Here is a 25,934-nt window from a genome sequence, read left to right as displayed (position 1 = left end):
CTTTTTTTATTGCTAAATGAACAGGTGATTTGATGACAGCACAAGTAGCAGTAAGCAACTACACCGCCGCCTTCGGGAAGAAGGTTATTTTACAAAATGTTTCTTTCACAATTCCAAAAGAACAATTGACCGTTATTTTGGGTGAAAACGGGGCGGGGAAGACCACCCTGGTGAAGGCGTTATTAGACGCCTTCTTAAAGACTAAGAATGCGGACCAAAGCATCGCTGTGGAAGCAAATAGGTTAGCCTACGTACCCCAATTCCGCGACCTCGGAGCGGACTACCCGCTTTCAATTGCGTCGTTTGTAGGCCTGGCCGTTCGGCAGAAGGGCTGGCCGTTTTTAACAAAGGCTGAAAAATCCCGCGTACAAGACGCTCTCAAACTCGTCGATCTCGAAGACCAACAGGACCTGCCGCTCTCCAAGGCCTCCGGTGGCCAGAAGCAGCGCGCCTACGTCGCTCAGGCCCTCGCCCAAGAGCCCGACCTTCTCGTCCTAGACGAGCCGACCGCCGCCTTGGACGGCAAGCACAGCCAGGAGCTCGTCGCCGCCATCCGCAACGCCCAGAAAGAAAAGCAGGTGGGTGTCCTCTGGATTTCCCACGACACCAGCTGGGTCAAGGATTTCGCCGACAACTACCTCTGGCTCCACGACCAGACCGCCGACTTCGGGGCTGTCTCAGAGTTGCCCGACGCCGCTTTGTCCAAGCACCACGAGGAGGTCAACCATGCTAACTGAACCCTACATGCAACACGCCTTTACCGCCGGGACCATCATCGCGGTCATCTCCGCTCTGGTCGGGACCTTCGTCGTCGCGCGTTCCTACAACTTTTTGACCCACTCGCTTTCTGAGATTGCCTTTGCAGGCGCCGCCCTCGGCTTCTGGCTCGGCTTCGCGCCGCTTCTCGGCATGATGGTGGCCACCTCGGCCGCCGCCTTGTCCATCGGGGCCCTCGAAAACGCCAAGGTCCGCTCCGACAACGTGACCTCCGCCATCTCGGCCGGGGCCATTGGGCTCGGAATCCTCTTCCTGGCCCTCGGGAACTCATCGTCGACTGCCGCCACCGGTATCCTCTTTGGATCCGTCCTCGGCATCTCCGTCGGCGACATCGTCCTGCTCGCCGTGATGGCCGCCGTCGTTTTTGCCATCATCTTCCTGCTCTTCCGTCCCTTGTCACTGTTGGCATTCGACGAAGCAGGCCTGCTTTTGTCCGACAAGAAGAAGGGTGCCTTGCGCATCGTCTTCCTGCTGGTCATGGCCTTATCCGTCGCCATTTCGTCCCAATTGGTTGGTTCACTGTTGATCTTCGTTTTGGTGACGTTACCAGCGGCCTCCGCCCGGGCCTTTCAAAAGTCCGTCGCGGGTCTCATTGCCCTTGGCATTTTCTTTGCCTTGTTTGGAACATGGGCCGGTTTGGCCCTGGCCTACCTCACGAATTTGCCAACGTCCGTCTTTATCGCTTTGATCGAAGTCGGCATCTATTTACTCTCATTATCGTTAGCTAAGTTAGAATAGGGCTAAACAGCTCTGCAGAGGGCGCTGAGCGCCCCTCTAACGTAACAAATATTTCAAGCGGAAAAGACGAATGTTCGTTTTTTGCCGCTTTTTTTATGCTATAATTGTTTGGATATTTTGTTTAGTAAAAGGAGGCGGGCTTAGGCCCGACGACCCATTATGAAGATAAGACGTGCTGACCGACTGGTCGATATGACGCATTACCTACTGGAGCACCCACGCGAGTTGGTGTCCTTAAACTTCTTTGCGGAACGCTACGAGACCGCCAAGTCTTCCATCTCCGAAGACTTGGCCATCGTTCGCCGCGTTTACAAGACTCGCGGAACCGGTGACTTGAAGACCTACCCAGGTGCCGCCGGCGGTGTCTACTACACGCCATTGATGGGCCAAGAAGAAGCCGAAGAGTTCGTGAAGGGCATCTGCGAAGCCGTTTCCGACGAAAGTCGTGTGCTCCCAGGTGGCTATGTCTACCTGTCTGATTTGCTCGGCCGCCCCGACGTGCTCCGCGCCACGGGACGCCTGCTCACCACGCAGTACGCCAACCAGGAAATCGACGCCGTGATGACCGCCGCTACCAAGGGGATTCCTTTGGCCCAGGCCGTTGCCAACGAACTGAACGTCCCATTCGTTATCGTCCGCGACGACGCCAAGGTGACGGAAGGTTCGATGATTTCCGTGAACTACTTGACGGGTTCATCCAAGCGAGTGGAGAAGATGGCCTTGTCCAAGCGCTCTCTTCGCTCCGGTGCCCGCGTTTTGATTGTCGATGACTTCATGAAGGCCGGGGGAACGGTTCAGGGAATGCAAACCCTTGTCCGTGAGTTCGGTGGTGAAGTCGTTGGTACCGCCGTCTTTGCGGAAGGCCGTTCCAACGTTCGCCTGATCGAAGACTACACGTCTTTGCTCCACATCGACACGAGCCTCGATGGTTCATCATCCATCAAGGTTTCGGATGGAAACTACTTAGAACGCATTTACAAGAAGTAAGGTTAGGATCGATTTATGGAAGGAACAAACGTTGTTATTTTGGCGGCGGGAAATGGTTCTCGAATGAAGTCTGACCTCCCAAAGGTCCTCCATGAAGTGGCGGGCCAAGCGATGGTCGACTGGGTGATTTCCGCTGTTGAACCTTTGAAGCCCGAACAAATCTTGACGGTGACCGGTGTTGGTGCCGAGAAGGTGCAAGAACACCTGACCGGACGCTCCGACTTTGTCATCCAAGAAAAGCAGTTGGGAACGGGACACGCCGTCTTGCAAACCAAGGACGCGCTCGGTGGCAAGACCGGGGCAACCTTGATTCTGTCAGGGGACACGCCACTCTTCACGACGAAGACCTTGGAAGCCCTCTTGGAAGAACACGCCCGCACGCAAAACGCGGTGACGGTTTTGACCGCCCATGCCGACAACCCAACGGGTTACGGCCGCATCGTCCGCGACGACGAGGGGATGGTCTTGAAGATTGTTGAAGAAAAGGACGCCTCCATCACGGAGCGCCGCATCCAAGAAATCAACACGGGTGTCTACGTCTTCGATAACGAATTGCTCTTTGAGTCCCTTGGCAAAGTCGGAAACGACAACGCCCAAGGCGAGTACTACTTACCCGATACGCTGGACATTTTGCGTGAGGGTGGAAAGCCCATCGGGGCCTACGAAACGATGGACTTCTTCGAATCCCTCGGGGTCAACGATCGCGTGGCCCTGGCCAAGGCCAACGAAATCATGCGCCAACGCATCAACGAAAAGCACATGCGTAACGGTGTCGAATTCATCGCGCCCGACCAGACTTACATCGAATCCGGTGTTGTGATTGGTAAGGACACTTTGATTGAAGGAAACGTGACCTTGAAGGGAAAGACGGTTATCGGTGAACGCAACGTCTTGACCGCCGGCACGCGTATCGAAGATTCAACGATTGGGGATGACAACGTCATCACGTCATCACACTTCGAAGAAGCTACGGTCAAGAACAAGACGACCATCGGGCCATACGCCCACTTGCGTCCCGCAGCCATCATCGAAGACGAAGCTCACTTGGGAAACTTCGTTGAAGTGAAGAAGGCGACTGTTGGCCTCCGTTCAAAGGTCGGTCACTTGTCCTACGTTGGAAACGCCACGCTCGGCGAAGACGTGAACATTGGTGCCGGTACCATCTTCGTGAACTACGACGGCGTCAACAAGTTTGACTCCAAGGTTGGGGATCGTGCTTTCATCGGTTCCAACACGAAGATCATCGCGCCGGTTAACATCGCAGACGAAACGATTACGGCTGCCGGCTCAACCATCACGGATGACATTCAAAAGCACGAAATGGGAATCGCCCGAAGCCGCCAGGAAAACAAGGCTGACTTTTGGGACCGCATGCCACACAAAAAATAACGAGGTCGTTTTAAAAACCGCCTCACGTTGAAGCAGCAACCGAAAGGTTGCTGCTTTTTTTACACAAAAATATGTAATAAATTTCAGCTAGACCAATTTAAAATCAGCGCGCTTATGTGTTAAAATATAAGCGACGATTAGTAAGACAACTTTTAGAAAAATGTTTCAAAGGAGATGCTCATGGACTTTTCAGTACTCTACATCGGATCCGGTCAAGCCACCTGGAACGGTGCCGTTCCGCTCGCTAAAACCGGCGTGAAGGTCGGCGTTATCGAAGAATCACAGTACGGTGGTGTCTGCTCCAACAAGGGCTGCAACGCCAAGATTATCTTGGACAAGCCCCTGCAATTGATTGACCAAATCAAGGCTCTTCAAGGCCGCGGTTTGGACGGTGTCCCCGCCGTCAACTGGGAAGACCTCATGGCCCACAAGCACGAACTCATCGTGCCACAAGACCAACACGGTAAGGACCGCCTCGACAACGTTGGTATCCAAACCATCAACGGCCACGCCGAATTCGTCGACGCCCACACGGTGGAGGTCGGGGAAAAGACCTACACGGCCGACAAGATTGTCATCGCGACCGGTCTTCGTCCACACCGTTTGGATATTCCCGGTGCCGAAAACTTTGAAAACTCCACGGACTTCCTCTCATTGCCACACATGCCTGAACACGTGACGATTTTGGGTGGTGGTTTCGTTGCCATCGAATTTGCCACAATCGCTTCAGCGGTTGGTGCCAAGGTCGACGTCATCACGCGCGGTAAGCAAATCTTGAAGCAATTCCCTAAGGAATACGTTGCTTCCATCCAAGCCGACTTGAAGAAGGCCGGTGTACGCTTCATCCCTGACATGGAAATCAGCCATGCCGAAAAGGACGAAGAAGCCGGAACCATCACCTTGCAAGGGCCAAAGGCCTTTGAACTCACGACCGACTACGTCTTGGACGCCACGGGTCGCGTGCCAAACCACGACCAGTTGAACCTCGAAGCCGTCGGCGTGAAGGCGAACAAGAACGGAATCGAAGTCAACGAATACCTGCAAACAAACGTTGAAAACATCTACGCTGCAGGCGATGCGGTCGACAAGACCACGCCGAAGTTGACGCCAACGGCCGCCTTCGAATCCCGCTACTTGGCTGCTAAGTTCATGGGCGAAAACAACGACCCAATCAAGTACCCAGCCATCTCAGAAATCGTCTTCACTTCACCACGAATCGCCCAAGTGGGTGTTCACTTGGATGAAGCAAAGGCCAACCCTGACAAGTACGAAATCGAAGAAGCCTCATACGACGGTGACTGGTACCGCCAGGTCGAAAACGAACAGGGCGGACAGCTCGCCTTGATCTTCGAAAAGGACACCCACCAATTGGTCGGTGCCGCCGAAAAGGCCAACGCCGCAGAAGAAACGATCAACACGATTGTGCCTTACGTGCAGATGCGCTTGACGAAGGAACAGCTAAACGACTTCGTTTACGTCTTCCCATCCATCGCCTACACGTTGCAACGCCGCTTGCCATTGGTTTAATGAATATGCAAATGAAAAAAGTCCCATCCAAAGTGATGAGACTTTTTTCTTTTCGGCCCACGGGGGCCTGTGCTATACTCTTTTTGTTAAGCAAAGGAGAATCTTATGGAATTATCAGGAGAAACCATCGTTGACTTGGTTGAAAACCAAAGCTACGAAGAAAAAGTTGTTACTAATCCGGCCGGTAAGGAAATCGACCTGGATTCTCTTTTTGCAGCCTTTACGGACTTAGCCAAGTCCGAGCAACCGGTTCGTGCAGCATTGGATGTCGATGGCGGAATCGAACAGGGTGGGACCACCTTGTCGATGGAAGCAAACGTCATTAACCTGCCTTTGCGCTACAAGAACCAGGAAAAGAAGTTGGTCTACGTGGACAAGGCCTACGAGCTATCCGTCTACTTGATCGTGGACAACGCCCACGTCTCAAAGTCCGCGTTGAAGATTGAAAAGCTGTCTTCCTTGACGGCTTTCTTGGACGATTCAGAATCCGTTTTGGCCAAGGGGGCCAAATGGTTCGCTACGCAGTTGGACGCCATCCGAGAAAACCAGGCGGCGGCTACTCTTGAAGAAGAGAAGCAGGATGAAAGCAAGTAAAACGTTTTAAAAAAAGCTGGTTCGTGTGAGACACGAGCCAGCTTTTTGTTTTTTAATCTGCTTTGACATGGGCCGACAAATGATAGGCCTGCCCGTCCTTTTCCAGCGTTGCCTTCAGCACCGCTTTTGATGACACGTGCGACAGCGCCGTCACCTCGCCCAAATCATAGGCCTCAGCCACCGCCTTCGCCAGTTCCTTCTTCGACGCGTAGTCGCTTTCCGGTATCGCCAAGTCGTCCCAGTCGTAGGACTCTGCGCGCCCGTCGTTCTTCAATTCTTTCGTCTTAATTTTCGTGATCATTAACATAGCGTCAGTATACGGCCATTTCGGCTAATAGTAAAGTCAAACCCGACCATGATAAAATGCGCGAAAACACATTTGTTTTTTGTTTAGATTATGTGATAATGTAAACATTGTTAAGAAACTTTAGACCAACACCCGAAAGGAATAGGGCATGAGGACGGGAACTTTTATTACTTTTAGCTTTGGCTACGCCTTCGTTTTGTTTTACGTATACGAAGAGTACATTTCACGGTACATCAACGGTTTCTGGACCAACTACGCCATCCAAACCGCTCTGCTCGTCTTCGGACTGATCATCATCTTTGCCTTCAAGATTTACCTTGATTTGAAAGCCGGCATCCTCACCGACGAAGAAGAGGGATTAGAAGAGTAACAGGAAATCCTTGCTATTTCACGTCATTCCTGCCATAATATAGGTATGCGATGAGTCGAGAGCGCCTTTTAAGGCGCCACACGCGGCCTGCTCGGATTAAATTCCAAGCCACGGATTTGGTGCAGGTGTTATGACTGTTGTGGAACTTTCATATCTCACCATGACTACTTGCTTTTGCAAGGGTGACGCTGACTTGTTTCAATCGTGACTGATTGAAACCGCCCGTCGAAGCGAATTCGGCATGCCAAACTAAGAGCTAACTACGGTTAGCTCTTTTTTATTGCCAAATTTTAAGAGGGCTTTTGTTATAATAAAGAAAGCAGTTTTTACTTTTTAGGAGTCTCCATGGTCGATCAAGCACAGTATTTAAGTGTTGGTGCACTAACTAAATATCTCAAGGCCAAGTTCGATAACGACCCCCACCTTGGTAAGGTTTATTTGACGGGGGAAATTTCCAACCTTGGAAACCGGCGCTCCCGCCACCTCTACTTCTCCATCAAGGACCCAAAGGAGAAGGCGGTCATCCGTGCGGCCATGTTCTCTTACGCCTCCCGCTTGAAGTTCGAGCCGGAAGAGGGGATGAAGGTCCAGGCCATCGGTCGCGTCCAAGTTTACGAACCAGCCGGTTCCTACTCGATTATCTTGGAGCAGATGACGCCGGCCGGTGTTGGGGACCTCTTCATGGCCCTCCAGCAGTTGAAGGAAAAGCTGTCTAAGGAAGGACTCTTCTCCCAACCAAAGAAGGCCTTGAAGCCACTGCCAAAGAAAATCGCGGTCATCACGTCACCAACCGGGGCCGTCGTCGAAGACGTGGCCAAGACGGTCGAACGTCGTCTGCCGCAGGCACAGGTCGTCCTATTGCCGGCAGTGGTGCAGGGGGATGGTGCGGTGCCATCTTTGCTGAAGCAACTCGACCGAGTCGATGACATGGGTTTTGACGCCGTCATCATCGGTCGTGGTGGAGGTTCCATCGAAGACCTCTGGGCATTTAACGATGAAAGTCTGGTCCGCCGAGTGGCGGCCATGAACACGCCGGTAATTGCCTCCGTTGGTCACGAAACCGACAATACGCTCGTGGACTTGGTTGCCGACCAACGCGCGGCTACACCAACGGCCGCCGCCGAACTGGCCACACCCGTCTCCAAGCAAAACTTGGTTGACCGGGTGATGGAGTTGTCATCGCGCCTGACGTTGGCCGGACAGCAGCTGGTTCAAAAAAAGAAGCAGGCCTTGAACTACGTGGTCGAACGACCAATCATGAAGCAGCCCGACCGTTTGTACGCCGCCTACCAGCAGGAAGTCGACTCTTTGGAAAAGCGTCTCTATCAGGCCTTCTCCCGCCGCGTCGACAACCGTCGCTACCAGGAAAAGGCCCTGGTCGAACGACTGGCCGCACAACAAGGTCAGCTACTTCGTCCTTACCAAGAAAAGGTTTCCTTGGCCGCCGCCAAGTTGGACCTGGTGTCACCGTTGAAAATTCTTTCTTCCGGTTACACCTTCGTGAAGGGACCCGACGGTTCCATCATCAAGAGTAAAGAGGATTTGAAAAAAGACGACGAGGTGCGCCTGACTTTTGCAGACGGGGACTTAAGCGCCAAGATTTTAGGAGAGCAAAATGACTGAAAAAGTATCTTTTGAAGACAAGTTGAAGCAATTGGATCAAATCGTAACGGCCTTGGAACAAGGTGACCGCCCATTGGAAACAGCGTTGGCTGATTTCAAGACGGGTGTGACGCTCGCAAAGGACTTGCAAAAGACGTTGGCCGAAGCCGAAAAGACGTTGGCCCAAGTGATGGCCGACGACGGTTCCATGTCTGATTTGGAATTGACGAACAATGACTAATTTCAAGGACTTCATCAACCAATACAAACCACGCGTTGAAGAAGCTCTCGTGGAAGAAAGCAAGCAGCACGGAAAAGAAGTTTCCATCGACTTCGAAAAGGCCCTGCAGTACGCCTTGCTCACGCCAGGTAAGCGCCTGCGTCCCTTGCTGGCCCTTGCGGTGATTCAGTCCTTTGGGCAAACCATCGACGACGAAGCCGTGAAGGCGGCTTCCGCCATCGAATGGGTACACGCCTATTCACTGGTTCACGACGATTTGCCAGCCATGGACAACGACGCCTACCGCCGCGGCAAGCTTTCCGTTCACGCGCTGTACGGACCGGCTACCGGTGTCTTGGTGGGGGATGCGTTACAAGCGCAGGCCTACCAGATTCTGAGTCAGGTCAAGGGCGTGTCAGCCGAACAAGTCGTGGCAATGATTCAGACTTTGTCTAGTCGTTCCGGTGCCTTTGGCATGGTCTACGGCCAGGTCTTGGACATGCAAAACCATGACACGGTGAAGGATTCCGTCGCCTTGGCGAAAGTCCTGGACCAGGTCTACCAGAAAAAGACGGCCGATCTCTTGATTGCCGCCGCCTTAATCGGGGGCCACTACCTGGACTTGAAGCCGGATGCACTCGCCTTGGTTGAGAAGTACGCCCAGAGTCTTGGGTTACTCTTTCAAATTCAAGACGACGTCGACGATTACGAACAAGACGAAGAAGAGGGGGTTGTCTCCCTCGTTCACCTCGTCGGCATGGACCGCGCCAAAGCAATGGTCGACGAGCTGTTGGCTGACGCAGAAGTGGCGCTTTGCGCCTTGTCCGACATGGAACCCACCTTTGACAAGTCTTTGCTAGAAGATTTAATTAAACTAATTGGAGCATAATGTATGGCAGTCGCAAAAGAGCGCGTTGACATTCTACTAGTTCAGCAAGGCCTCTTCACCTCCCGTGAGCAAGCCAAGCGAGCCGTCATGGCCGGTCAGATTCTCGGTGAGAACGAAGAACGCCTAGACAAGGCCGGACAAAAGATTCCGGTCACAACCGAATTACATTTTAAAGGACAACCACTGCCCTTTGTGTCTCGTGGGGGCTACAAGCTCGTCAAAGCCATCGACACCTTCGGCATGGCCATGCAAGACCAAATCGTCTTGGACATCGGTTCATCCACGGGTGGTTTCACCGACGTTTCCCTGCAAAACGGCGCCAAGCACGTTTACGCCCTAGACGTTGGAACCAACCAACTCGCCTGGAAGCTTCGCATCGACGAGCGCGTCACGGTCATGGAAAACACCAACTTCCGCTACGCCAAGTTGGCGGACTTCATGGAAGGGCAGCCAACGCGCGCCACCATCGACGTTTCCTTCATCTCGTTGTCACTCATTTTGCCAACGCTGAAAGACATCTTAGCCAAGGGCGGTGAAGTCGCCGCCCTGATCAAGCCCCAGTTCGAAGCTGGGCGCGAAGCCGTTGGTAAGCACGGCATTATCAAGGATCCAGCCGTTCACCGCCAGGTGTTGGAGAAGACACTACCCATGATGGTCGAGAGTGGCTTCTCCGTTAAGGGGCTCACTTATTCCCCAATCAAGGGAGGCCAAGGAAACATCGAGTTCTTGGCCTGGCTCGAACGCGATGACGATGCCAAGGTCTTTGACGACGTCAACATTGACCAAGTCATCGACGACGCCCACGGTCAACTCGACCAAGAAGGGTAAAGACGGCTTTTACCGGTCGTCTTATTTAACAAGAAATTTTGGAGAAAGCGATGTTAGAACAACTCGTAATTGAAAATTTTGCGATTATCGACCAGGTCGATTTGTCCTTTGACGACCGCCTGACGGTCCTCACGGGAGAAACCGGTGCCGGTAAGTCCATCATCATCGACGCCCTCGCCATGCTGGCCGGTGGCCGCGCCTCAACCGAAATGATTCGAAAAGGGGCCGACAAGGCCGTCCTGCAGGCCGTCTTCTCCTTGGAAGACGCCGGGGATGATTTGATTGCTGCTTTTGAAGAAGCGGGCGTCGACGTTTCGGAAGGCCAAGTGGTCATCTACCGGGAATTCAACCAGAAGGGGCGCTCCGTCTCACGAATGAACGGCGTGATCGTTCCGCTGAAGACGCTCGCCGGACTTGGTGCGCGTTTGGTTGAAATCCAGGGGCAGCACGACACGTCCTTGCTCTTGAATCCCGACTCCCACCTGTCCTTGTTGGACGACTTCGCGGACGCCGAGTTAAAGGCTTCTCGGCTTAAGTACGAGGCGCTCTTTGAAGACTACCGCGCCTTGGCCCTTCGCCTGAACCAGGTCAAAAACCAGGCCCAGGACCTGAACCAACGCTTGGACCTCTTGACCTTCCAAGCCGAAGAACTGAAGCAGGCCAACCTGCAACCGGGTGAAGAAGACGAGCTGATGGCCGAACGGTCCAAGCTCGCCAACCACAAGAAAATCGCCGATTCCCTAGATCAGGCCCAACAAGCCCTGAACCCCGGACTCGACGGTGGGGCCATCGATTTATTGGCCGCTGCGAACGCCTCACTGCAAACGGCCGCTTCGTTCGATGCCGAATACGAAAACGTCGCCAAAGCAATCTCTGAGGCCTACTACGCGGCTCAGGACGCGGGTCGTGACCTGGACGAGTCCGTTGCCAACCTTTCCTTCGACGAAGAATCCTTAGTGAAGATTGACGACCGCCTCCAAGTGATTCACTCCCTGAAGCGCAAGTACGGTGAGACCGTTGAAGACATCTTGGCCTTCCAGCAGAAGGTTGAAAAGGACCTGTCCGACTTGGACGGCGGTGCCCTGGACATCGACGCTTTGACAGAGCAAAAGGACGCCCTGAAAGTGAAAATCACCAAGGCGGCCGAAGAACTGACGGCCAAGCGCAAGCAAGTGGCGGCAAAGCTCGAAGCTGCCGTCAACCAAGAACTCGGCGACCTGTTGATGCCAGAAGCCCTCTTCGAAGTGAAATTCGAGCCGGTCGAAGGCTTCCTGCCTTCCGGCTCCGACCGTGTTTTCTTCCTTGTTCAGACCAACAAGGGAGAGGGGATGAAGCCACTCGAAAAGGCGGCCTCCGGTGGAGAAGCTTCCCGTTTGATGTTGGCCTTAAAGACGGTCTTCATCGCCCAGCAGGGACTCTCCACGGTGGTCTTTGACGAAATTGACACCGGGGTTTCCGGTCGTGTCGGATCCGCCATCGCACAGAAGATGCGGGCTATCAGTCAAAACACGCAGGTTTTGGCCATTACCCACCTGCCACAGGTTGCCGCCGCAGCCGACCACCACTTCCTGATTCAAAAGGAAGCAGTGGGCGACCGAACGGTGACCCACGTGGAAGACCTGGCCGATGGTAAACGCGATAACGCCGTTGCCATGATGCTGTCTGGGGATGAAATCTCAGAAGCGGCCCTGGCCAACGCACGCGATTTGCGAGAAAACGCTGGTAAATAATAAATGATTGAAAAGCAGAAACACATGGCGGTTTCTGCTTTTTTTGTGCGGGGCAACGAGAAGGGGGCTAACTTATAATCGAAGGCGGGAAGGGCGTGACTTTTTTAGCATGAGGAACTGATTTTAGAGTGTCCTTCCGGGCTTCTGGACTGTCATAATCGGTATGAGAATAAGAAAGTGGTATACGGCTACTAGTGCATTAGAAAAGAAGTTTGTGATGTATTTTAGAAAAACTCCTCCAAAAACGGTCGTGTTATTTTTAAAAGTGCACAAAACAGGCGTTTTTAGGGCGATGTAACATTTGCAATTTTGTGAAATTTCGGTAATATAGTGTACGTATAAATAGAGAGAATTATGGTACTTGGTGATCCGTAACCAGTTATCCGTCCTGAACTTGTTTAGGGAGAAAGCAAGATGAACGAAAACCGGCGAGAAGATTTAGCCAAATTAAATCTGAATGAAAAGCAACCCCGTAACCGGGCTGCTTTTATTTTCAATTGGCTTGTTTCGCTGGCACTGGTGATCACCTCCGCTTTTATTATTTACCGTTTACATGCTTATCAGAGTCTGGCCGGGACCTACTCCGTGATTGCGGCTGAGGACGAACGCCGGATGAGTGACAGCATGACGCTACACGACAACAACGTGGTGACGAACTTTACACCGGGCGTTGATTGGGCTGAAGGGAAATTTCACATCGAGGGTGAGTACCTTGAACTTCGTTTGAATGGTGTTAAGTATAAGGGACACTACAACAAGCAAGAGAAAACCCTCGCCGTGATGGTTGATGGTAAGATTGAACTCTTCAAAAAGACTGCCAAAGCAAACGGCAAAGAATGATAAAAGCAAAAAACGCTTCCGGTTTCTAACCGGAAGCGTCTTTTTTATTTGAATTAATGGTGGGTGTAGAACAAGAAAGCGACGAAGATTAACGCCAGGGCGTACATGAACATGTTCACTTCCTTACCACGTTTGGCCGCAATCATCGTGATTGGGTAAGCGATGAAACCAAGGGCGATTCCATCGGAGATAGAGTAGGTCAGTGGCATACCGATAACAATCAGGAAGGCTGGGGCCGCCATGGCCATGTCTTCCCACTGAATCTTCTTCAAGTTGTTGGCCATCAAGATTCCAACCACAATCAAGGCTGGGGCCGTCACTTGTGACGTTACCACGGCCAAGAGTGGTGAGAAGAAGAGGGCCAAAGCGAAGAAGCCGGCAGTCACAACCGATGCAAATCCGGAACGACCACCCACGGCCATTCCGGATGATGATTCCACGAAGGCGGACGTTGGGGACGTTCCCAAGGTTGCACCGACCGTCATTCCAACGGCGTCGGCCATCAAGGCGCGACCAGCACGTGGCATCTTGCCGTTTTCGAGCATGCCGGCTTGTTCCGTCAAACCAATCAACGTTCCGGCCGTGTCGAAGAACACGACAATCAAGAACGTGAGGGCCGTGACAATCATTCCGAACGTGTTGATGTCACCGAGGTGCATCCAGGCCTGACCGAACGTTGGGGCCAATGAAGGTGCTGGCGCGAAGATGGCCTTTGGCATGGCAATCAAACCCGTCACGATTCCAACGATGGTCGTTCCAACCATTCCGAAGAAGATGGCTGCTGGGACCTTCTTGATGATCAAAATCAACGTCAAGGCGATGCCGAAGATGGAAAGGAGCGTCGTCTTTTCCGTCAGGTTTCCCATAGCCACCATCGTTTCGGGGTTCGCCACAATCAAACCGGCGTTGTGCAAACCGATGAAGGCGATGAAGAGCCCAATTCCGGCTGCGATGGCAATCCGCAAGTTAGCCGGAATCGCGTGGATGATTTTTTCGCGGACGTGCGTCAGCGTCAAAGCCAAGAAGATTAAGGCCGCCACCAGGATACCGGCGATGGCCGTTTGCCATGACACGCCCATTCCAATGACAACGGAGTAGGCGAAGTAGGCGTTCACACCAAGACCCGGGGCGATGGCGATGGGGTACTTGGCGACAAGTCCCATGAAGAGCGTGGCAACGGCTGCGGAAATCGCAGTGGCCGTGAAGACCGCGCCCTTGTCCATGCCCGCTGCGGACAAGACGTTGGGGTTCAAGAACAGAATGTAAGACATGGCAACGAAAGTTGTCAGCCCGGCAATCACTTCTGTCTTAAAGGAAGTGCCCAGTTCTTTGAACTGGAAGTATGATGCAATTTTAGACATTTGGAAAACTCCTCTAGTAATCTTTGCTACTTATCTAGTTTAGCAGTAAATCACGGACTTGTTTCTTTATATTTTGTAAAAAGACAGAATAAAACCGAACGATAAGATTAGATTTCACTAATTGTTCGCTAAAATGTCACTTTTACATTAAAAAGTTCGTTTTTTGCCCCTTTGCGGTTGGAAAAACGGAAAAAATTGGGCCGATTCGCCTCGGACTTTGCCTAGACCCAACCGACTAGGCTATAATAAGGAAAACGAAAACAAAAGGAGAGCACGCATGGATCAAGCCACTTGGGAACGCATTGTCAAATACACGGAGCTGCAAGGTACCTCCGGTCAAGAAGCACGGGTCCGTGCTGCTCTAAAAGAGGAAATCACGCCCTTGGTCGACCGCGTCGAGACCAACCAAATGGGTGGCCTCTTCGGGATTAAAGAAGGAAAGAAAGACGACCCCCGCGTGATGTTCGCGGCCCACATGGACGAGGTCGGCTTCATGGTTTCTAACATCCTACCAACCGGTGCCTTGAAGGTCGTCTCACTCGGCGGTTGGAACCCTGTCACGGTTCCCGCCCACCGTTTTACGCTCTTTACAAAGGCCGGAGAATTCCCAGTAATTTCCTCCTCCATCGCCCCACACCTGCTTCGCGGAAAGGGCGGCGCCGGCAACTTGTCCATCGACGACATTCTCTTTGACGCCGGCTTCGAATCAAAGGAACAGGCCGAAGCCTTTGGTGTTCGTCCCGGTGATTTTATCGTGCCTGAAACAAAGACGATGCGCTTGGCAAATGAGAACCGCGCCGTCTCAAAGGCCTACGACAACCGCTTTGGTGTGTCCGCCATTGCCTCTGCCTTGACGGATTTGAAGGGGGTACAAACGCCAAACACGCTCATCATGGGCGCCAACGTCCAAGAAGAAGTTGGACTCCGTGGCGCCTTGCCAGCCGTTCAACAGTTCAACCCGGACATCTTCTTTGCGGTTGATTCTTCTGCCGCAAACGACTTGGATAGCACGGTTGGTCGTCAGGGCGTGATGGACCAGGGAACATTGATTCGCGTCTTCGACCCCACGGTCGTTACCTCACCACGCTTGAAGGAATTCATTCTGCAGACCGCAGAAGACAACAAGATTCCTTACCAATACTTTGTCTCACAGGGAGGAACCGATGCTGGTGCTGTTGAACAGTACCGTGCAGGGCTTCCAGCCGTTGCCCTCGGTGTTGCCTCACGTTACATCCACACGCACGAAACGGTTTGGTCCATCCCAGACTTCGACGCCGCCCGCGAACTCATCGTGGCCTTGTCAAAGAACTTGGACCGCTCGGCGGTGGATAGCATCACGGAGTTCTAATGTTTAAAAAACTACAACGCTTAGATTACTGGATTGCCGTGCCATTCGCCGTGCTTTCCCTTCTTGGAATCGTCATGGTTTTCTCGGCAACCCAAAACGCATACTTGGCACCGCTCTATTCCTTTGCCAAGCAGGCCGTTTTCGTTGCGGTAGGCTGGTCAGCAGCCTTTTTTGCTTTTAAGGTGAACCGGAAGGTGATCCGTGGGGAAGGTTTCTTGACCATGCTCATGATTGTTACCTTCGGGCTCTTGGTTGTTGCTCGTTTGGCCCCCGCCATTAACGGTGCCCACGGTTGGATTAACCTAGGACCAGTGACCTTGCAGCCGGTCGAGTTGGCTAAGATTGCTTTGATCTTATACTTCTCACACTACCTCGCGGTACGACACTGGTTGCCTGGAAAGGGCGTTCGAGGCTTCCTCCGTTCATGGAACCAAAGCGGTTACCTGCCAAAGCTGATTCTGCCCATCATGATGCTCGGTATCACGCTTGTCATGCCGGACATGGGAAACCTCTTCATCACGATGGCCGTGTTGATGATGCTTTTGCTCGCTTCCGGTGTGAAGGTGAAGGACAACATCATCTGGGTGGTCCTCTTCTTCTTGATTTTGGCCTTCTTGCCCGAAATCATCTCCTTCTTTGACTTGAAGGAGTCGAGTTCCTATGCCATTCGACGGTTATCGAACTTCGTTGATCCTTGGTATAATATGGACCAGAGTCGTCAGCTCTTGTATTCCTACTACGCCATCTCCCACGGGGGACTCTTTGGTGTCGGTTTGGGAAACTCTTTGCTGAAGCCCTACTTGCCCGAATCAAACACCGACTTCATCATGGCCGTTGCGGCCGAGGAGTTGGGGGCCGTTTTGGTCGTGGTGGTTTTGATTTTGATGCTGATTTTGATTGGCCGTTTGGTCCTCGTTGGCATCCGTCAAAAGTCCCAGTACAACCGCCTCTTCATGTACGGTCTGGCCGGGCTACTGATTATGCAATCCTTTGTTAACTTGGGTGGGGTCTTGGGACTTCTGCCCATCACGGGAGTGGTTTTCCCCTTTATCTCTGGGGGAGGTTCCTCCTTTGTCTTCTTCTCGGCGGCCGTTGGGTACGCCTTAAATATCGCTGCGACTGCCAAGAAGCCTGCCCGGCCGAACCCGCAGGATGACGCAGCCCGAAGGGAACTGAAACACTAATGTTTACAATGAAAAAACGACGCGCGCTCTACGTTTTCATGCGCGGGTTAAAGCAGGTCGAACAATTGAAGAAGTTCGGAGACATTGCTTACATTTCAAATAAGATGAACTACGTGGCGCTCTACGTCAACGAAGAAGAGGTCGACGACTTGGTGGCCAAGTTGAAGAAGTACCGCTTCGTGAAGACGGTGAAGCCTTCCGCCCGTCCGGACATCGACCCCGACCTGGGTGACGTGCACGACGACGTGTTCTTTGAGGCCTACGACAAGGAAGTGGCCGGCGAGGGCACGTTGGATGAGGAGATTGAAAAGGCACAGAAGGGCATCGACCGTTCGAAGGACGGGGATGCTTCGGATGTGAACTTTGACGTGGACTTGTCGGACGTGACGGATGCGGCTGATGGAAAGGTGGCGAGTGACAAGGTGGCGACTGATGTCGCTAATGATGGGAAGCCCGCCGATGACAAGGTAGCGACTGACGTTGCTAATGATGGGAAGCCCGCCGGTGACAAGGTAGCGATTGACGTTGCTAATGATGGGAAGCTCGCCGCTTCAAACAGGGAGGACGACTAAATGCGTGTGATTGCAGGACGTTTTGGTGGCCTCCGTTTGGAGGCTGTGAAGGGGCGTGAAACCCGCCCGACGACGGACAAGGTCAAAGAAGCCATCTTTTCCATGTTGATGCCGTATTTAAACGGTGGAACGGCATTGGACTTGTACGCTGGAACCGGTGGCCTTGGAATCGAGGCCGTTTCTCGGGGAATGTCGTCTGCGACTTTGGTCGATAAACAGAAGGCAGCCTTGGCGGTGATCGAAAAAAACATCGAGAAGACGCACGCCGAGGATTCCTTTACGGTTATGAAAACGGCGGCTTCCGCCGCCTTACAACGCCTTGTGGCAGCGGGACAGTCCTTTGACCTCGTGCTGTTGGACCCACCCTACGCTAAAGAGAAGTTGAAAAAAGACATCGACCAGATGATTGAGGGCGGCTTGCTGAAGAAGGGCGCCGTCTTGATGCTGGAATCTGATCAGGTGGCTGATTTACCAGAAGCAAACGAACAGTTAACCCTCCTAAAGCAAAAGGACTACGGCATCACGCGTGTGTCCTTGTACCAGTTTGAGGGTTAGGGAGATTAGTGATGAGAAAAGCAGTATTTCCAGGATCATTTGATCCGTTGACGAACGGGCACCTCGACATCATCGAACGTGCATCCGAACTCTTCGACGAAGTGGTCGTGGCCGTTGGAAAGAACACCAATAAGGCCGGCCTTTTCCAGCCAGACGAACGACTCGAATTAGTTAAGGCCGCCGTTTCCCACTTGGACAACGTTGAAGTTGGTCAAATCGAAGGCTTGACGGTCGACTACATGGAAACCATCGGTGCCAAGTACATCGTCCGTGGTTTGCGTAACTGTAAGGACTTCGAATACGAACGAGATATCGCCGGAGCCAACTCCGCCTTGGACGACGTCGAAACCATCCTGCTCTTCGCAAAGCCTGAAAACCAAAACATTTCCTCATCGATGGTGAAGGAAATTGCTAAGCTGTCATCCAAGCGTCTGGACGCTTTCGTGCCGGCTGTGGTGGTGAAAGCTTTGCAGGAACACTTTGGGTAAATTAAATGAAAAAAGCTCGCTTGAAAGCGAGCTTTTTTTGATGGAAGAAGGTGGCTTTCTGCTAAAGCAGAAAGCTTTAGATGCAATGGAGATTTTTATGGTTTCACCATAAAAACGCTGATTGAAAGCCGGCGAAAATAGATAGGACGTCTTTATGGTCTTACCATAAAGACGATGGATTGAAAGCCTGCGGAAAATAAATGAAAGAAGTTCGCTTAGATGCGAGCTTTTTTTGTAGTCTCTGCGTATCATTCCGCGAGGAGGAAGAAGAGATGAAATTTAATTTACGCAGAGATGAATGGGAGGAGTGGTTGGTTGTCCATTGGCAGGTTGTCGGTGCGGTCTTGGTCGGACTATGTTTGCTCGTTGGAACCGTTGTGCTGTTGGTGGCGGGCCATCCGAACGAGGAGAGCCAGGGCGTTGACCTGAAAGGGAGTGGATTGAGTCCCAGCCGAAAGGCGAAGGCTGTTGGAAGTTCTGCTGTCAATGCTTTCGGGGGTGATGATAGTAAGGCGTCGACTGGAAAGATGGCCGTCGACGTTGAGGGGGCCGTCAAACATCCTGGGCTCTACGAGTTCGAGTCTTCGGCGGTGAGATTGCGGGACGCAATCGATAAAGCCGGTGGACTAACGGAGCAAGCGGAGCGGAAACACCTGAACCTGGCGGAGCAACTATCTGACGGGATGGTCGTTTACTTGCCAGCTGTCGGTGAGGAGGCGAAGCCGTTTTTCCAGAAGTCAGGACAGCTACCCGGTGGCGAGGACGGTGCTCAATCGAATTCGTCCAGCAAAGTGTCGCTCAACCATGCCAGTCAAAAAGAGCTCGAAGCGCTTGATGGCATCGGCCCCAAAAAAGCCGAGCAAATCATCGCCTATCGCCATCAGCATCCCTTCACCTCTGTTGATCAGCTCAAAGAGATTTCCGGCATCGGCGAGAAACGCTTCGATAAATTAAAAGACCAGGTCGTTTTATGAGACGTGAACGTTTCTGGATGCTTTTGGCCTTCGCCTGGGCGTCGGTAGCACTCGTTGTCTACCGCCCCAACGCCTGTACCGTCAGTTTGCTGTTCATCGTGTTATCTTGCTGCCTCACCTTAAAAGTCAAAAAAGACCTTCTTCGAGTAGGTTTATTTAGCGCGCTTTTCTTATCCTTTGTACTCTTTGACCATGCCCTCTTAGTGAAACAGAAAGGCATGTCTGTTGGCGAAGGGCGTTATCAGCTGACCGTCTTACCCGACGACTACGAGATAAACGATGAGGGCGTGATTCGCGGCCGTGGCCGTAATGAAAAAGGACAGGTTGTTTTGTTTCAATACCGTACCAGGGGACAGGCTGACCTCGATACCTTCTTACAGGAGGACGCCACCCTGCAGGTTATGGGAAACGGTGATTTTCAACGCATTACGCCCGCGACAAACGACTACCAATTCGACTGGGCGGCCTTCATGGAAACGAGGCGAATCACGCACCAAATTCACTTCAATGACCTGACCGTGAAAAGAGCGCAGCCCAAGAATTTCTGGCAGGTGCTGCTCTTTGCTATGCGCTCCTGGCATGCCAAGGCGGCAACGTGGACGAATCAATTGCCCAGCCCACTGGGGAATTACACGAAGACACTCCTGCTAGGTGCTAAGTCCGAGGAGCTCTACGCCGAGAATCCTAAGATTCAAGAACTTGGCCTAGTACATCTATTCTCGTTGTCGGGCTTGCACGTTGGTTTCCTGCTGGCGTCATTAATGCGCCTGGGACAGCGACTCCGTATTTTCAAGGAAATCACCTGTGGTGTTCAGGCCGTTGCTCTTCCAATCTTCTACCTCTTTACGGGAGCGCCGCCTGTTTTGGTTCGAGCGGTTGTTGCCGGAGAGACACGGCTGGTCAAAGAACGGTTTGGAACCGTTATCGAAGGCGAAGTCATCTGGGCCTGGTCACTAATGGGTGCCTTACTCGTGACGCCGCAAATCCTACTCACGCTAGGTGGGCAACTATCCTTCGGCCTGACGCTCGCCTTAACTTTTGCAAAGGACCTCGATTTCTGGAAGCAGGGCCTCTTCCTTTCGGTTGTGGCCTTTCCCATTCTGATTGCCCAACAGTACGGGTGGAATTGCTGGCACACACTGGCAAACCTGATTGGCGTACCGGTCTTTATGGCCGTCGTGATGCCGGCCGTTTTGCTGAATGTTGCGTTGGGCTGGTTGCCCGGCCTTTTGCTGTTTGCCAACTTCGCCGTCTGGCTATTCGATCGTGCCATTTACTGGCTTGGGATGCTTCCTGGATACGTGGTGCTCGGGGCCTTTTGCTGGCCGGTATTAGTGGCTTTATTTCTGCTGCCCTTTTTCTTCTTTGGAAAAGGGCGCCGAGTGAAAGTCGCACTAGGCGTGATTTATTTCCTGTTGTTTTCTGGCAACTTTCTAGCAGTAAAGCTGAACCGAAGCGGTGAGTTCACGACCTTTGACGTGGGGCAGGGGGATGCCGCAGCTTTAATCGAACCCTTTAAAAAGTCTGTGACGGTCATTGATACAGGTGGAAGGGTCAGCTTTGGCCGACCGCGCAAACTGAACTTGAGGGAGCGGCGGCCGAAAAAGGGGAGTGATAAGGCCGAATGCCTGAAGGAACAGAAACGAAAGGAGGGGCAGGCGCGGACCGTCATCCTTCCTTACCTTCATGCGCGTGGCATTTCAAAAATCGACACGCTGTCCTTGTCCCATCAAGATCAAGACCACATCGGGGATGCCCGCGTCATCCTTGAAAACTTCCGGGTGAAGCAGTTGGTCGTGCCAGCGGGGATGGAAGACGGGCCCGCCTTTCAAAAGAAAGTGCGGCCTTATTTGAGACGAACAAAAGTGATTTCCGCCACCAACAAGGTGAAGGTGAAAAACTGTCCGTTGAAAGTGCTCTATCCTTTCAACAGAGGCGAAGCCAAGAACGAGGATTCTCTTGCGTGGGGAGGAAAGATTGGCAATTTAATCCTCTTTTCGGCCGGTGACTTGGACCGGCCGGGAGAAAAAAGAGTGGTGGCACAGTACCCAAACTTTTATCCAGAGGTCGTTAAATTCGGGCATCACGGTTCGAAGACGGCGACTTGTCCCGTCGTTTTTGCCAAATGGAAACCCAAGTACGGCATTGTCTCGGCCGGCCGCCACTCCCGCTACGGCCATCCTCATCCTGAAACCCTCGCCACCGCCCAAAAAGAGCACATGATTGTCTTCAGTACACAGCGCCAGGGTATGCTAAGATATGTATACAATACGAATCACGCACATTTCGAGGTAACACTGAAGCATGACCCTTTCGGACCTTAAATCACAAATTGAACACGACGCGCTCCCTAACCTCTACCTGGTTACCGGTGAAGAAACCGCCTTGCTCCAAAAGGCCAAGCGCATCTTCACCTCCATCATTCCCGAAGAGGACCAGGAGATGAACTTCGGCTCCTACGACTTTGCCTCCGTTGGCCTCGACGACGCCATCGCCGACCTCACCGCGCCGCCATTCTTCGGCGACCACCGCGTCATCATGGTCACGAACCCGACCTTTTTGTCCGCTACCGGTAAGCTCTCCGAAGGCGTCGAAAAGGCCTTGCTTTCCGCCATCGACAATCCCGTTCCCGGCAACCTCCTTGTGATTTTTGCCGCCGACATGAAGATGGACAAGCGTAAAAAGATTACGAAGACCATCATGAAATCCGGTGAAGTCCTCGACCTCCCACGTCTAAACGACCGCCAAGTCGACCAGGCGCTCACTCAACTCCTCAAGCAACGCACCTTTAAGATTGAGCCCGCCGCCAAGCAAGAACTCCTTCTTCGCACGCAGGCTTCCTACAGCAAGGTACTTCAAGAACTTCCAAAGTTGCTGGCCTACGGAGCAGACGCCAAGGAAATCACGGCCCAAGCCGTCAACGACCTCGTCATCAAAGAATCGACCGCCCAGGCCTTCGATCTGACCGATTTGGTCATGAAAGGAAAGAAAGAAGCGGCCATCGCCACTTACCACGATCTCGTGAAGAACGGCGAAGCACCACTTCGTTTGAACGCGCTCTTGCTCGGTCAGTTTCGTTTGCTGTTGCAGGTGGCTGGACTGCAAGGGTCAGACGCCGATGCCGGCAAGGCCTTGTCCGTTCATCCATACCGTGTGAAGCTGGCGCGTCAAGCGCTTCGTACTTATCCGCTTGGTAAGGTGCGCGACGGGTACCTGAAGATTTTGGACATGGAGATTGCCATGAAATCCAAGCAGGTGGATCCGCTCTTCTTATTCGAATCGTTCATCGTGAACTTTTAAAAAGGGCGGTATACTGGAGTTGGCGCCAACCAACTCCTCGGCGTTGCCGCAAATTGCGGTACCCGCCTAATCGAATTCTAAGAAATCAGAACCGAAAGCCTGGGAAAGCTATTTGCGGTTCTTTTTCTTTTTTGAAAAAAGAGGTATACTGATAAAGAAAAGAGGAGTTGGCAGCCACCAACTCCTCGGCGTTGCCGCTCAATGCGGACCCGCCTAATCGATTACAAAAAAGAACCGAAAGCGGCTAAGCTATTTGCGGTTCTTTTTTTCTGCTTCTTTTTCCTTGATTCTAGCCATTATGAAATCGGCCACGATGTCAGAGACATCAGGCGGATTAAAGACTAGATTGAATAAGAACTTCAAAAAGTCGATCATCACTGATCGAAACCCTCCTTTCTATGGGAGTTGAGTCAATTTGATTTCTCAATCATATTAACTTCCTTTCCACGAAAGGCGGGTCCGCATTTTGCTTCAACGCTGCTTCTATTATACGCTCGTAGACGCCTCTGTAGCGCGCTTATTCAGCATTTTAATAGGGCGGTTACGATGTTATACGTCCGAGTAAAAAAAGTCTCGAAACGCGTTTAGCGCTTCGAGACTTTTGTTTTTATATGCTTAGTTTAATTCGCCGTCGGCGATGGCTTCCAACGTTTCGCGTGATGGAATAAAGAAGAGTTGTCCTGACAAGATGTCTGAGAACGTGAGCAAGAAGTCGGATTGGTCCAACATGTTGATCAACATTCCCTTGGTTACGTGCCAGTAACGTGAGTATCCCATGAAGTACGTACCTGTGTTACCCGTTGCTGGGTCTGAGTAAGGCACGTTCATACGGATAATCTTTTGTTCTTCGCCGTCTTCTTCGTACTGTGACGCCTTGTTGTGGGCGTTTTCGTACTTGTCTTCGTCTTCCAACTCCAAGTCGGTGAACTTTTCACGACCAACGGCCGCTTCCTGGTGTTCCGTCTTCATCTTGTTCCAGAAGTCCATGTTGTGACGCCACTTTTGGGCGAAAGCGTATGAACCGTTGATGTAGTCGGGGTCTTCGTCACCGATGATGGCGTATGGTGCGGCATCGGCCATGGCTGGTGCTTCGGTACCATCGATGAAGCCGATGATGGCGCGACCTTCGAAGTAGCGGAATCCCTGCGTTGAATCAACAACTTCCGTCAATTCCTTCAAGAACTTCATGAATTGCGTTTGGCATTCCACAACAACGGCTTGGTTGTTGGCACGAATGTGGAAGAAGAGGTCACCCTCGGTTGCCGGCATGCTGTACTTTGGACCTGAAAGTGTTTCGTAAGTTTCCAATTCCTTTGGCTTGGCCGTGTTTGGGAACAAGATGTCCCAGGCGTGGTTGGAAATTCCAAAGGCGACCTTCAAAGTTGAAGGGGAACCATCGTTTTGACCGTCGCGAATCGTAAGCGAACGGATGATGGCTTGGCTACGGTCGGCGAATTCTTGAATGAGTTCTTGCAAGTCTTCTTGAGATGCATCTTCCTTGAACTTCAAGACCGTAAATTGTACGCTTTGCCCGATGTCCTTCCAGACGTCTTGGGCTAATGCAGGGTTGATTGGCATTTTTGATAAATCCTCACTTCTCTTTGATAAGGAATATTATAGCGCACATTGCATGACTTCTTGTATCTTTTTAGAGTCATTTTAATGTAGTCTAATTTAACTCAAAAGATTAGAATAATACTGTCAAAGTCAGGCCCGACCAGGGCCTTTAATCCCACCTTCTCTATCTTTTTCAACCACCCATGATAAAGTGCCTTTCTTTTTTAAAACAGCCTCGCTAAAATAAAGCCATGGCAAAAATCACGAAAATCGCCACTCAGAAACGAGCAGGGCGATACAATCTTGAATTAGACGGACGCTTCGCCTTCGGTATCTCCGAAAACGTCCTGGCTAAGTTCGGCCTAATGAAGGGGCGCGAACTTGATAAAGAAGAAATCGAGCGCATCAAAGAAGCCGACCTGGTCGATCAGGGGTTGAAGGTCGCACTGAACTTCTTGTCGCCGGCGCTTCGGACGGAAAAGCAGGTGCGCGAACGCCTGGTAAAAAAGGAAATTGATCCATCCGTCATCGACAAGGTGATTGACCATTTAAAGGAACAGTTGCTCTTAAACGATGCGACCTACGCCAAGGCCTACGTCAACACGAAGCAGGTCTTCACGCCGAAGGGGCCACGCGCCATTTTCATGGAACTGAAGAAGGCAGGCGTTAAAGAAGAGCTGATTGAAGATGCCTTAGTGGAATACCCGGAAGAGGCACAACTCGAAGTCGCCACAAAGATGGCTGAGAAGATGGCTCGTACCCACAAGCGCGTGTCGACGCGTACTCGCCAGCAGAAGGTGGCCCAAGGGTTAGTCCAAAAGGGCTTCTCCTTTGACATCGCCAGCCAGGCCATCAATGCGGTGGATATGGCATCGGATGAAGAAGACGAACAGGAAAACGCGCTCAGGGAAGCGGAGAAGGCCGCCCGGCGTCAACGGACAGGGACGGCAAAGGAACGTTTCTACAAGGTGAAAGCCAAACTCTACGCCAAAGGCTTTACTGCTGAGATTATTGAGCGGGCACTCGAACAACTCGATTTCGGCGAGGAATAGAAAAACTCTAAAGCTTAATCTTTTTTGACAAAATATATGGTATACTCGAAAAGGAATTTTTTGTCAGAAAAGTGGGACGAGCATGATTGTTGATAAACCAAGTCGCGGTCCTCGCGAAGGTGATGTCATCACGATCAAAAGTTATAAACATGACGGCTCGTTGCATCGAACATGGCGCGACACCATGGTGTTAAAGACCAGTGAGAATGCCATCATTGGATTAAACGACCATACTTTGGTGACAGAAGATAACGGCCGTCGCTGGGTTACCCGCGAGCCGGCTATTGTGTACTTTCATAAGAAGTACTGGTTTAATATTATCGCGATGATTCGCGATAACGGGGTTTCCTACTACTGCAACCTGGCTTCCCCCTATTCGCTAGATAAAGAGGCGCTCAAGTACATTGATTATGACTTGGACGTCAAAGTCTTCCCGGATGGCGAGAAGCATCTGTTGGACGCCGACGAATATGCGGCGCACAGTAAGAAATGGCACTATCCAAAAGAGGTAGACCAGATCTTGAAGGCCCACGTTAAGATTCTCGTTGACTGGATCAACGAGGGTAAGGGACCTTTTTCAAAAGGGTATGTGGATGTTTGGTACTCCCGTTACCAATATTTGATGCAACAGCGGTTAAATGATCGTCGTTGACGCAAGAAGAAAAAAGCAGCCGAAAAGGCTGCTTTTTTGTTTGCTTTTTTAGGGTAGAGAATCGGGCTGATGACTTGTCGGCTGGCAAAGTCC

Annotated in this window: 26 protein-coding genes; 23 read left to right on the top strand and 3 right to left on the bottom strand. The window is 51.9% G+C overall.

Features of this window, described 5'->3' with window-relative positions:
* The first annotated feature begins 32 nt into the window (after nt 1-32).
* From NFX39_RS01320 to NFX39_RS01295, 6 genes are all read left to right on the top strand, one after another.
* On the top strand, nt 33-737 hold the full coding sequence (locus NFX39_RS01320) for a metal ABC transporter ATP-binding protein (protein WP_252442267.1): 705 nt from the start codon (nt 33-35) through the stop codon (nt 735-737).
* A complete protein-coding gene (locus NFX39_RS01315; protein WP_252442265.1) occupies nt 727-1,515 on the top strand; it encodes a metal ABC transporter permease in 789 nt (262 codons plus the stop codon). Before NFX39_RS01320 ends, NFX39_RS01315 begins: the two co-directional genes overlap by 11 nt.
* Nucleotides 1,516-1,674: 159 nt before the next feature.
* Nucleotides 1,675-2,502, top strand: coding sequence for a pur operon repressor (gene purR, locus NFX39_RS01310; protein ID WP_252442263.1), 828 nt, complete (start codon nt 1,675-1,677; stop codon nt 2,500-2,502).
* A gap of 15 nt (nt 2,503-2,517) precedes the next feature.
* Nucleotides 2,518-3,891 carry a bifunctional UDP-N-acetylglucosamine diphosphorylase/glucosamine-1-phosphate N-acetyltransferase GlmU gene (glmU, locus tag NFX39_RS01305; RefSeq protein ID WP_252442261.1) on the top strand — a complete coding sequence of 458 codons (1,374 nt, stop codon included), beginning with the start codon at nt 2,518-2,520 and terminating at the stop codon, nt 3,889-3,891.
* Between the two features lie 180 nt (nt 3,892-4,071).
* Nucleotides 4,072-5,418 (top strand): dihydrolipoyl dehydrogenase family protein, encoded by a 1,347-nt coding sequence (locus NFX39_RS01300; protein WP_252442259.1) that lies wholly within the window; start codon nt 4,072-4,074, stop codon nt 5,416-5,418.
* 105 nt (nt 5,419-5,523) lie between these two features.
* Complete coding sequence (locus NFX39_RS01295; RefSeq protein ID WP_252442257.1) at nt 5,524-6,012, top strand: hypothetical protein; 489 nt, start codon at nt 5,524-5,526, stop codon at nt 6,010-6,012.
* A 52-nt stretch (nt 6,013-6,064) separates the two neighbouring features.
* Here the strand turns inward: NFX39_RS01295 and NFX39_RS01290 are convergent, their stop codons facing one another.
* Nucleotides 6,065-6,313: a hypothetical protein gene (locus NFX39_RS01290; RefSeq protein ID WP_252442255.1), complete on the bottom strand. Its 249-nt coding sequence runs from the start codon at nt 6,311-6,313 to the stop codon at nt 6,065-6,067.
* A gap of 154 nt (nt 6,314-6,467) precedes the next feature.
* Here NFX39_RS01290 and NFX39_RS01285 point away from each other — a divergent pair, with 154 nt between their 5' ends.
* The 7 genes from NFX39_RS01285 (at nt 6,468) to NFX39_RS01255 (ending at nt 12,798) form a co-directional block, all read left to right on the top strand.
* Nucleotides 6,468-6,689, top strand: coding sequence for a hypothetical protein (locus NFX39_RS01285; protein WP_252442253.1), 222 nt, complete (start codon nt 6,468-6,470; stop codon nt 6,687-6,689).
* Nucleotides 6,690-7,034: 345 nt separating this feature from the next.
* Nucleotides 7,035-8,312: an exodeoxyribonuclease VII large subunit gene (xseA, locus tag NFX39_RS01280; protein WP_252442251.1), complete on the top strand. Its 1,278-nt coding sequence runs from the start codon at nt 7,035-7,037 to the stop codon at nt 8,310-8,312.
* Complete coding sequence (locus NFX39_RS01275) at nt 8,305-8,532, top strand: exodeoxyribonuclease VII small subunit (RefSeq protein WP_252442249.1); 228 nt, start codon at nt 8,305-8,307, stop codon at nt 8,530-8,532. The genes xseA and NFX39_RS01275 overlap by 8 nt, the downstream gene beginning before the upstream one ends.
* A complete protein-coding gene (locus NFX39_RS01270; RefSeq protein ID WP_252442247.1) occupies nt 8,525-9,400 on the top strand; it encodes a polyprenyl synthetase family protein in 876 nt (291 codons plus the stop codon). The genes NFX39_RS01275 and NFX39_RS01270 overlap by 8 nt, the downstream gene beginning before the upstream one ends.
* A gap of 3 nt (nt 9,401-9,403) precedes the next feature.
* On the top strand, nt 9,404-10,228 hold the full coding sequence (locus tag NFX39_RS01265; protein ID WP_252442245.1) for a TlyA family RNA methyltransferase: 825 nt from the start codon (nt 9,404-9,406) through the stop codon (nt 10,226-10,228).
* 50 nt (nt 10,229-10,278) lie between these two features.
* On the top strand, nt 10,279-11,958 hold the full coding sequence (recN, locus tag NFX39_RS01260; RefSeq protein WP_252442243.1) for a DNA repair protein RecN: 1,680 nt from the start codon (nt 10,279-10,281) through the stop codon (nt 11,956-11,958).
* A gap of 414 nt (nt 11,959-12,372) precedes the next feature.
* On the top strand, nt 12,373-12,798 hold the full coding sequence (locus tag NFX39_RS01255; RefSeq protein WP_252442241.1) for a hypothetical protein: 426 nt from the start codon (nt 12,373-12,375) through the stop codon (nt 12,796-12,798).
* A gap of 53 nt (nt 12,799-12,851) precedes the next feature.
* Here NFX39_RS01255 and NFX39_RS01250 read toward each other — a convergent pair whose 3' ends face one another.
* Nucleotides 12,852-14,159 (bottom strand): NCS2 family permease, encoded by a 1,308-nt coding sequence (locus tag NFX39_RS01250; RefSeq protein WP_252442239.1) that lies wholly within the window; start codon nt 14,157-14,159, stop codon nt 12,852-12,854.
* A gap of 277 nt (nt 14,160-14,436) precedes the next feature.
* Here NFX39_RS01250 and pepA point away from each other — a divergent pair, with 277 nt between their 5' ends.
* The 8 genes from pepA (at nt 14,437) to holA (ending at nt 22,580) form a co-directional block, all read left to right on the top strand.
* Complete coding sequence (gene pepA / locus NFX39_RS01245; protein WP_252442237.1) at nt 14,437-15,507, top strand: glutamyl aminopeptidase; 1,071 nt, start codon at nt 14,437-14,439, stop codon at nt 15,505-15,507.
* Nucleotides 15,507-16,691: an FtsW/RodA/SpoVE family cell cycle protein gene (locus tag NFX39_RS01240; RefSeq protein WP_252442236.1), complete on the top strand. Its 1,185-nt coding sequence runs from the start codon at nt 15,507-15,509 to the stop codon at nt 16,689-16,691. Before pepA ends, NFX39_RS01240 begins: the two co-directional genes overlap by 1 nt.
* Nucleotides 16,691-17,263, top strand: a complete 573-nt coding sequence (locus tag NFX39_RS06430) for a YlbG family protein (RefSeq protein WP_338030497.1) — start codon at nt 16,691-16,693, stop codon at nt 17,261-17,263. The genes NFX39_RS01240 and NFX39_RS06430 overlap by 1 nt, the downstream gene beginning before the upstream one ends.
* Complete coding sequence (gene rsmD / locus NFX39_RS01230; RefSeq protein WP_252442234.1) at nt 17,264-17,818, top strand: 16S rRNA (guanine(966)-N(2))-methyltransferase RsmD; 555 nt, start codon at nt 17,264-17,266, stop codon at nt 17,816-17,818.
* 11 nt (nt 17,819-17,829) lie between these two features.
* Nucleotides 17,830-18,306 carry a pantetheine-phosphate adenylyltransferase gene (gene coaD, locus NFX39_RS01225; protein WP_252442232.1) on the top strand — a complete coding sequence of 159 codons (477 nt, stop codon included), beginning with the start codon at nt 17,830-17,832 and terminating at the stop codon, nt 18,304-18,306.
* Between the two features lie 200 nt (nt 18,307-18,506).
* Nucleotides 18,507-19,280, top strand: a complete 774-nt coding sequence (locus NFX39_RS01220) for a ComEA family DNA-binding protein (protein WP_252442230.1) — start codon at nt 18,507-18,509, stop codon at nt 19,278-19,280.
* Between the two features lie 218 nt (nt 19,281-19,498).
* Complete coding sequence (locus tag NFX39_RS01215; RefSeq protein ID WP_252442228.1) at nt 19,499-21,604, top strand: DNA internalization-related competence protein ComEC/Rec2; 2,106 nt, start codon at nt 19,499-19,501, stop codon at nt 21,602-21,604.
* On the top strand, nt 21,585-22,580 hold the full coding sequence (holA, locus tag NFX39_RS01210; protein WP_252442226.1) for a DNA polymerase III subunit delta: 996 nt from the start codon (nt 21,585-21,587) through the stop codon (nt 22,578-22,580). Before NFX39_RS01215 ends, holA begins: the two co-directional genes overlap by 20 nt.
* A gap of 615 nt (nt 22,581-23,195) precedes the next feature.
* On the opposite strand, the gene NFX39_RS01205 is transcribed toward holA, so the two are convergent.
* Nucleotides 23,196-24,158, bottom strand: a complete 963-nt coding sequence (locus NFX39_RS01205) for a Dyp-type peroxidase (RefSeq protein WP_252442224.1) — start codon at nt 24,156-24,158, stop codon at nt 23,196-23,198.
* A 230-nt stretch (nt 24,159-24,388) separates the two neighbouring features.
* Between NFX39_RS01205 and recX the strand changes: the two genes are divergently transcribed.
* Nucleotides 24,389-25,189 (top strand): recombination regulator RecX, encoded by an 801-nt coding sequence (gene recX / locus NFX39_RS01200; protein ID WP_252442222.1) that lies wholly within the window; start codon nt 24,389-24,391, stop codon nt 25,187-25,189.
* A gap of 82 nt (nt 25,190-25,271) precedes the next feature.
* Nucleotides 25,272-25,841, top strand: a complete 570-nt coding sequence (gene ntdP / locus NFX39_RS01195) for a nucleoside tri-diphosphate phosphatase (RefSeq protein WP_252442220.1) — start codon at nt 25,272-25,274, stop codon at nt 25,839-25,841.
* Nucleotides 25,842-25,934 lie beyond the last annotated feature (93 nt).

This window comes from Fructobacillus apis, from assembly GCF_023893635.1.
GTDB classification, from domain to species: Bacteria; Bacillota; Bacilli; order Lactobacillales; family Lactobacillaceae; genus Fructobacillus; species Fructobacillus apis.
Note: the sequence above shows the minus strand (reverse complement) of the source record. Positions and strands in the feature narration are given on the sequence as shown.

Excerpts from the sequence above, each read along its gene's own strand:
- NFX39_RS01320 (WP_252442267.1), top strand. The coding sequence starts at position 33 with ATGACAGCACAAGTAGCAGTAAGCAACTACACCGCCGCCTTCGGGAAG.
- NFX39_RS01315 (WP_252442265.1), top strand. The coding sequence starts at position 727 with ATGCTAACTGAACCCTACATGCAACACGCCTTTACCGCCGGGACCATC.
- purR (WP_252442263.1), top strand. The coding sequence starts at position 1,675 with ATGAAGATAAGACGTGCTGACCGACTGGTCGATATGACGCATTACCTA.
- glmU (WP_252442261.1), top strand. The coding sequence starts at position 2,518 with ATGGAAGGAACAAACGTTGTTATTTTGGCGGCGGGAAATGGTTCTCGA.
- NFX39_RS01300 (WP_252442259.1), top strand. The coding sequence starts at position 4,072 with ATGGACTTTTCAGTACTCTACATCGGATCCGGTCAAGCCACCTGGAAC.
- NFX39_RS01295 (WP_252442257.1), top strand. The coding sequence starts at position 5,524 with ATGGAATTATCAGGAGAAACCATCGTTGACTTGGTTGAAAACCAAAGC.
- NFX39_RS01290 (WP_252442255.1), bottom strand. The coding sequence starts at position 6,313 with ATGATCACGAAAATTAAGACGAAAGAATTGAAGAACGACGGGCGCGCA.
- NFX39_RS01285 (WP_252442253.1), top strand. The coding sequence starts at position 6,468 with ATGAGGACGGGAACTTTTATTACTTTTAGCTTTGGCTACGCCTTCGTT.
- xseA (WP_252442251.1), top strand. The coding sequence starts at position 7,035 with ATGGTCGATCAAGCACAGTATTTAAGTGTTGGTGCACTAACTAAATAT.
- NFX39_RS01275 (WP_252442249.1), top strand. The coding sequence starts at position 8,305 with ATGACTGAAAAAGTATCTTTTGAAGACAAGTTGAAGCAATTGGATCAA.
- NFX39_RS01270 (WP_252442247.1), top strand. The coding sequence starts at position 8,525 with ATGACTAATTTCAAGGACTTCATCAACCAATACAAACCACGCGTTGAA.
- NFX39_RS01265 (WP_252442245.1), top strand. The coding sequence starts at position 9,404 with ATGGCAGTCGCAAAAGAGCGCGTTGACATTCTACTAGTTCAGCAAGGC.
- recN (WP_252442243.1), top strand. The coding sequence starts at position 10,279 with ATGTTAGAACAACTCGTAATTGAAAATTTTGCGATTATCGACCAGGTC.
- NFX39_RS01255 (WP_252442241.1), top strand. The coding sequence starts at position 12,373 with ATGAACGAAAACCGGCGAGAAGATTTAGCCAAATTAAATCTGAATGAA.
- NFX39_RS01250 (WP_252442239.1), bottom strand. The coding sequence starts at position 14,159 with ATGTCTAAAATTGCATCATACTTCCAGTTCAAAGAACTGGGCACTTCC.
- pepA (WP_252442237.1), top strand. The coding sequence starts at position 14,437 with ATGGATCAAGCCACTTGGGAACGCATTGTCAAATACACGGAGCTGCAA.
- NFX39_RS01240 (WP_252442236.1), top strand. The coding sequence starts at position 15,507 with ATGTTTAAAAAACTACAACGCTTAGATTACTGGATTGCCGTGCCATTC.
- NFX39_RS06430 (WP_338030497.1), top strand. The coding sequence starts at position 16,691 with ATGTTTACAATGAAAAAACGACGCGCGCTCTACGTTTTCATGCGCGGG.
- rsmD (WP_252442234.1), top strand. The coding sequence starts at position 17,264 with ATGCGTGTGATTGCAGGACGTTTTGGTGGCCTCCGTTTGGAGGCTGTG.
- coaD (WP_252442232.1), top strand. The coding sequence starts at position 17,830 with ATGAGAAAAGCAGTATTTCCAGGATCATTTGATCCGTTGACGAACGGG.
- NFX39_RS01220 (WP_252442230.1), top strand. The coding sequence starts at position 18,507 with ATGAAAGAAGTTCGCTTAGATGCGAGCTTTTTTTGTAGTCTCTGCGTA.
- NFX39_RS01215 (WP_252442228.1), top strand. The coding sequence starts at position 19,499 with ATGTCTGTTGGCGAAGGGCGTTATCAGCTGACCGTCTTACCCGACGAC.
- holA (WP_252442226.1), top strand. The coding sequence starts at position 21,585 with ATGACCCTTTCGGACCTTAAATCACAAATTGAACACGACGCGCTCCCT.
- NFX39_RS01205 (WP_252442224.1), bottom strand. The coding sequence starts at position 24,158 with ATGCCAATCAACCCTGCATTAGCCCAAGACGTCTGGAAGGACATCGGG.
- recX (WP_252442222.1), top strand. The coding sequence starts at position 24,389 with ATGGCAAAAATCACGAAAATCGCCACTCAGAAACGAGCAGGGCGATAC.
- ntdP (WP_252442220.1), top strand. The coding sequence starts at position 25,272 with ATGATTGTTGATAAACCAAGTCGCGGTCCTCGCGAAGGTGATGTCATC.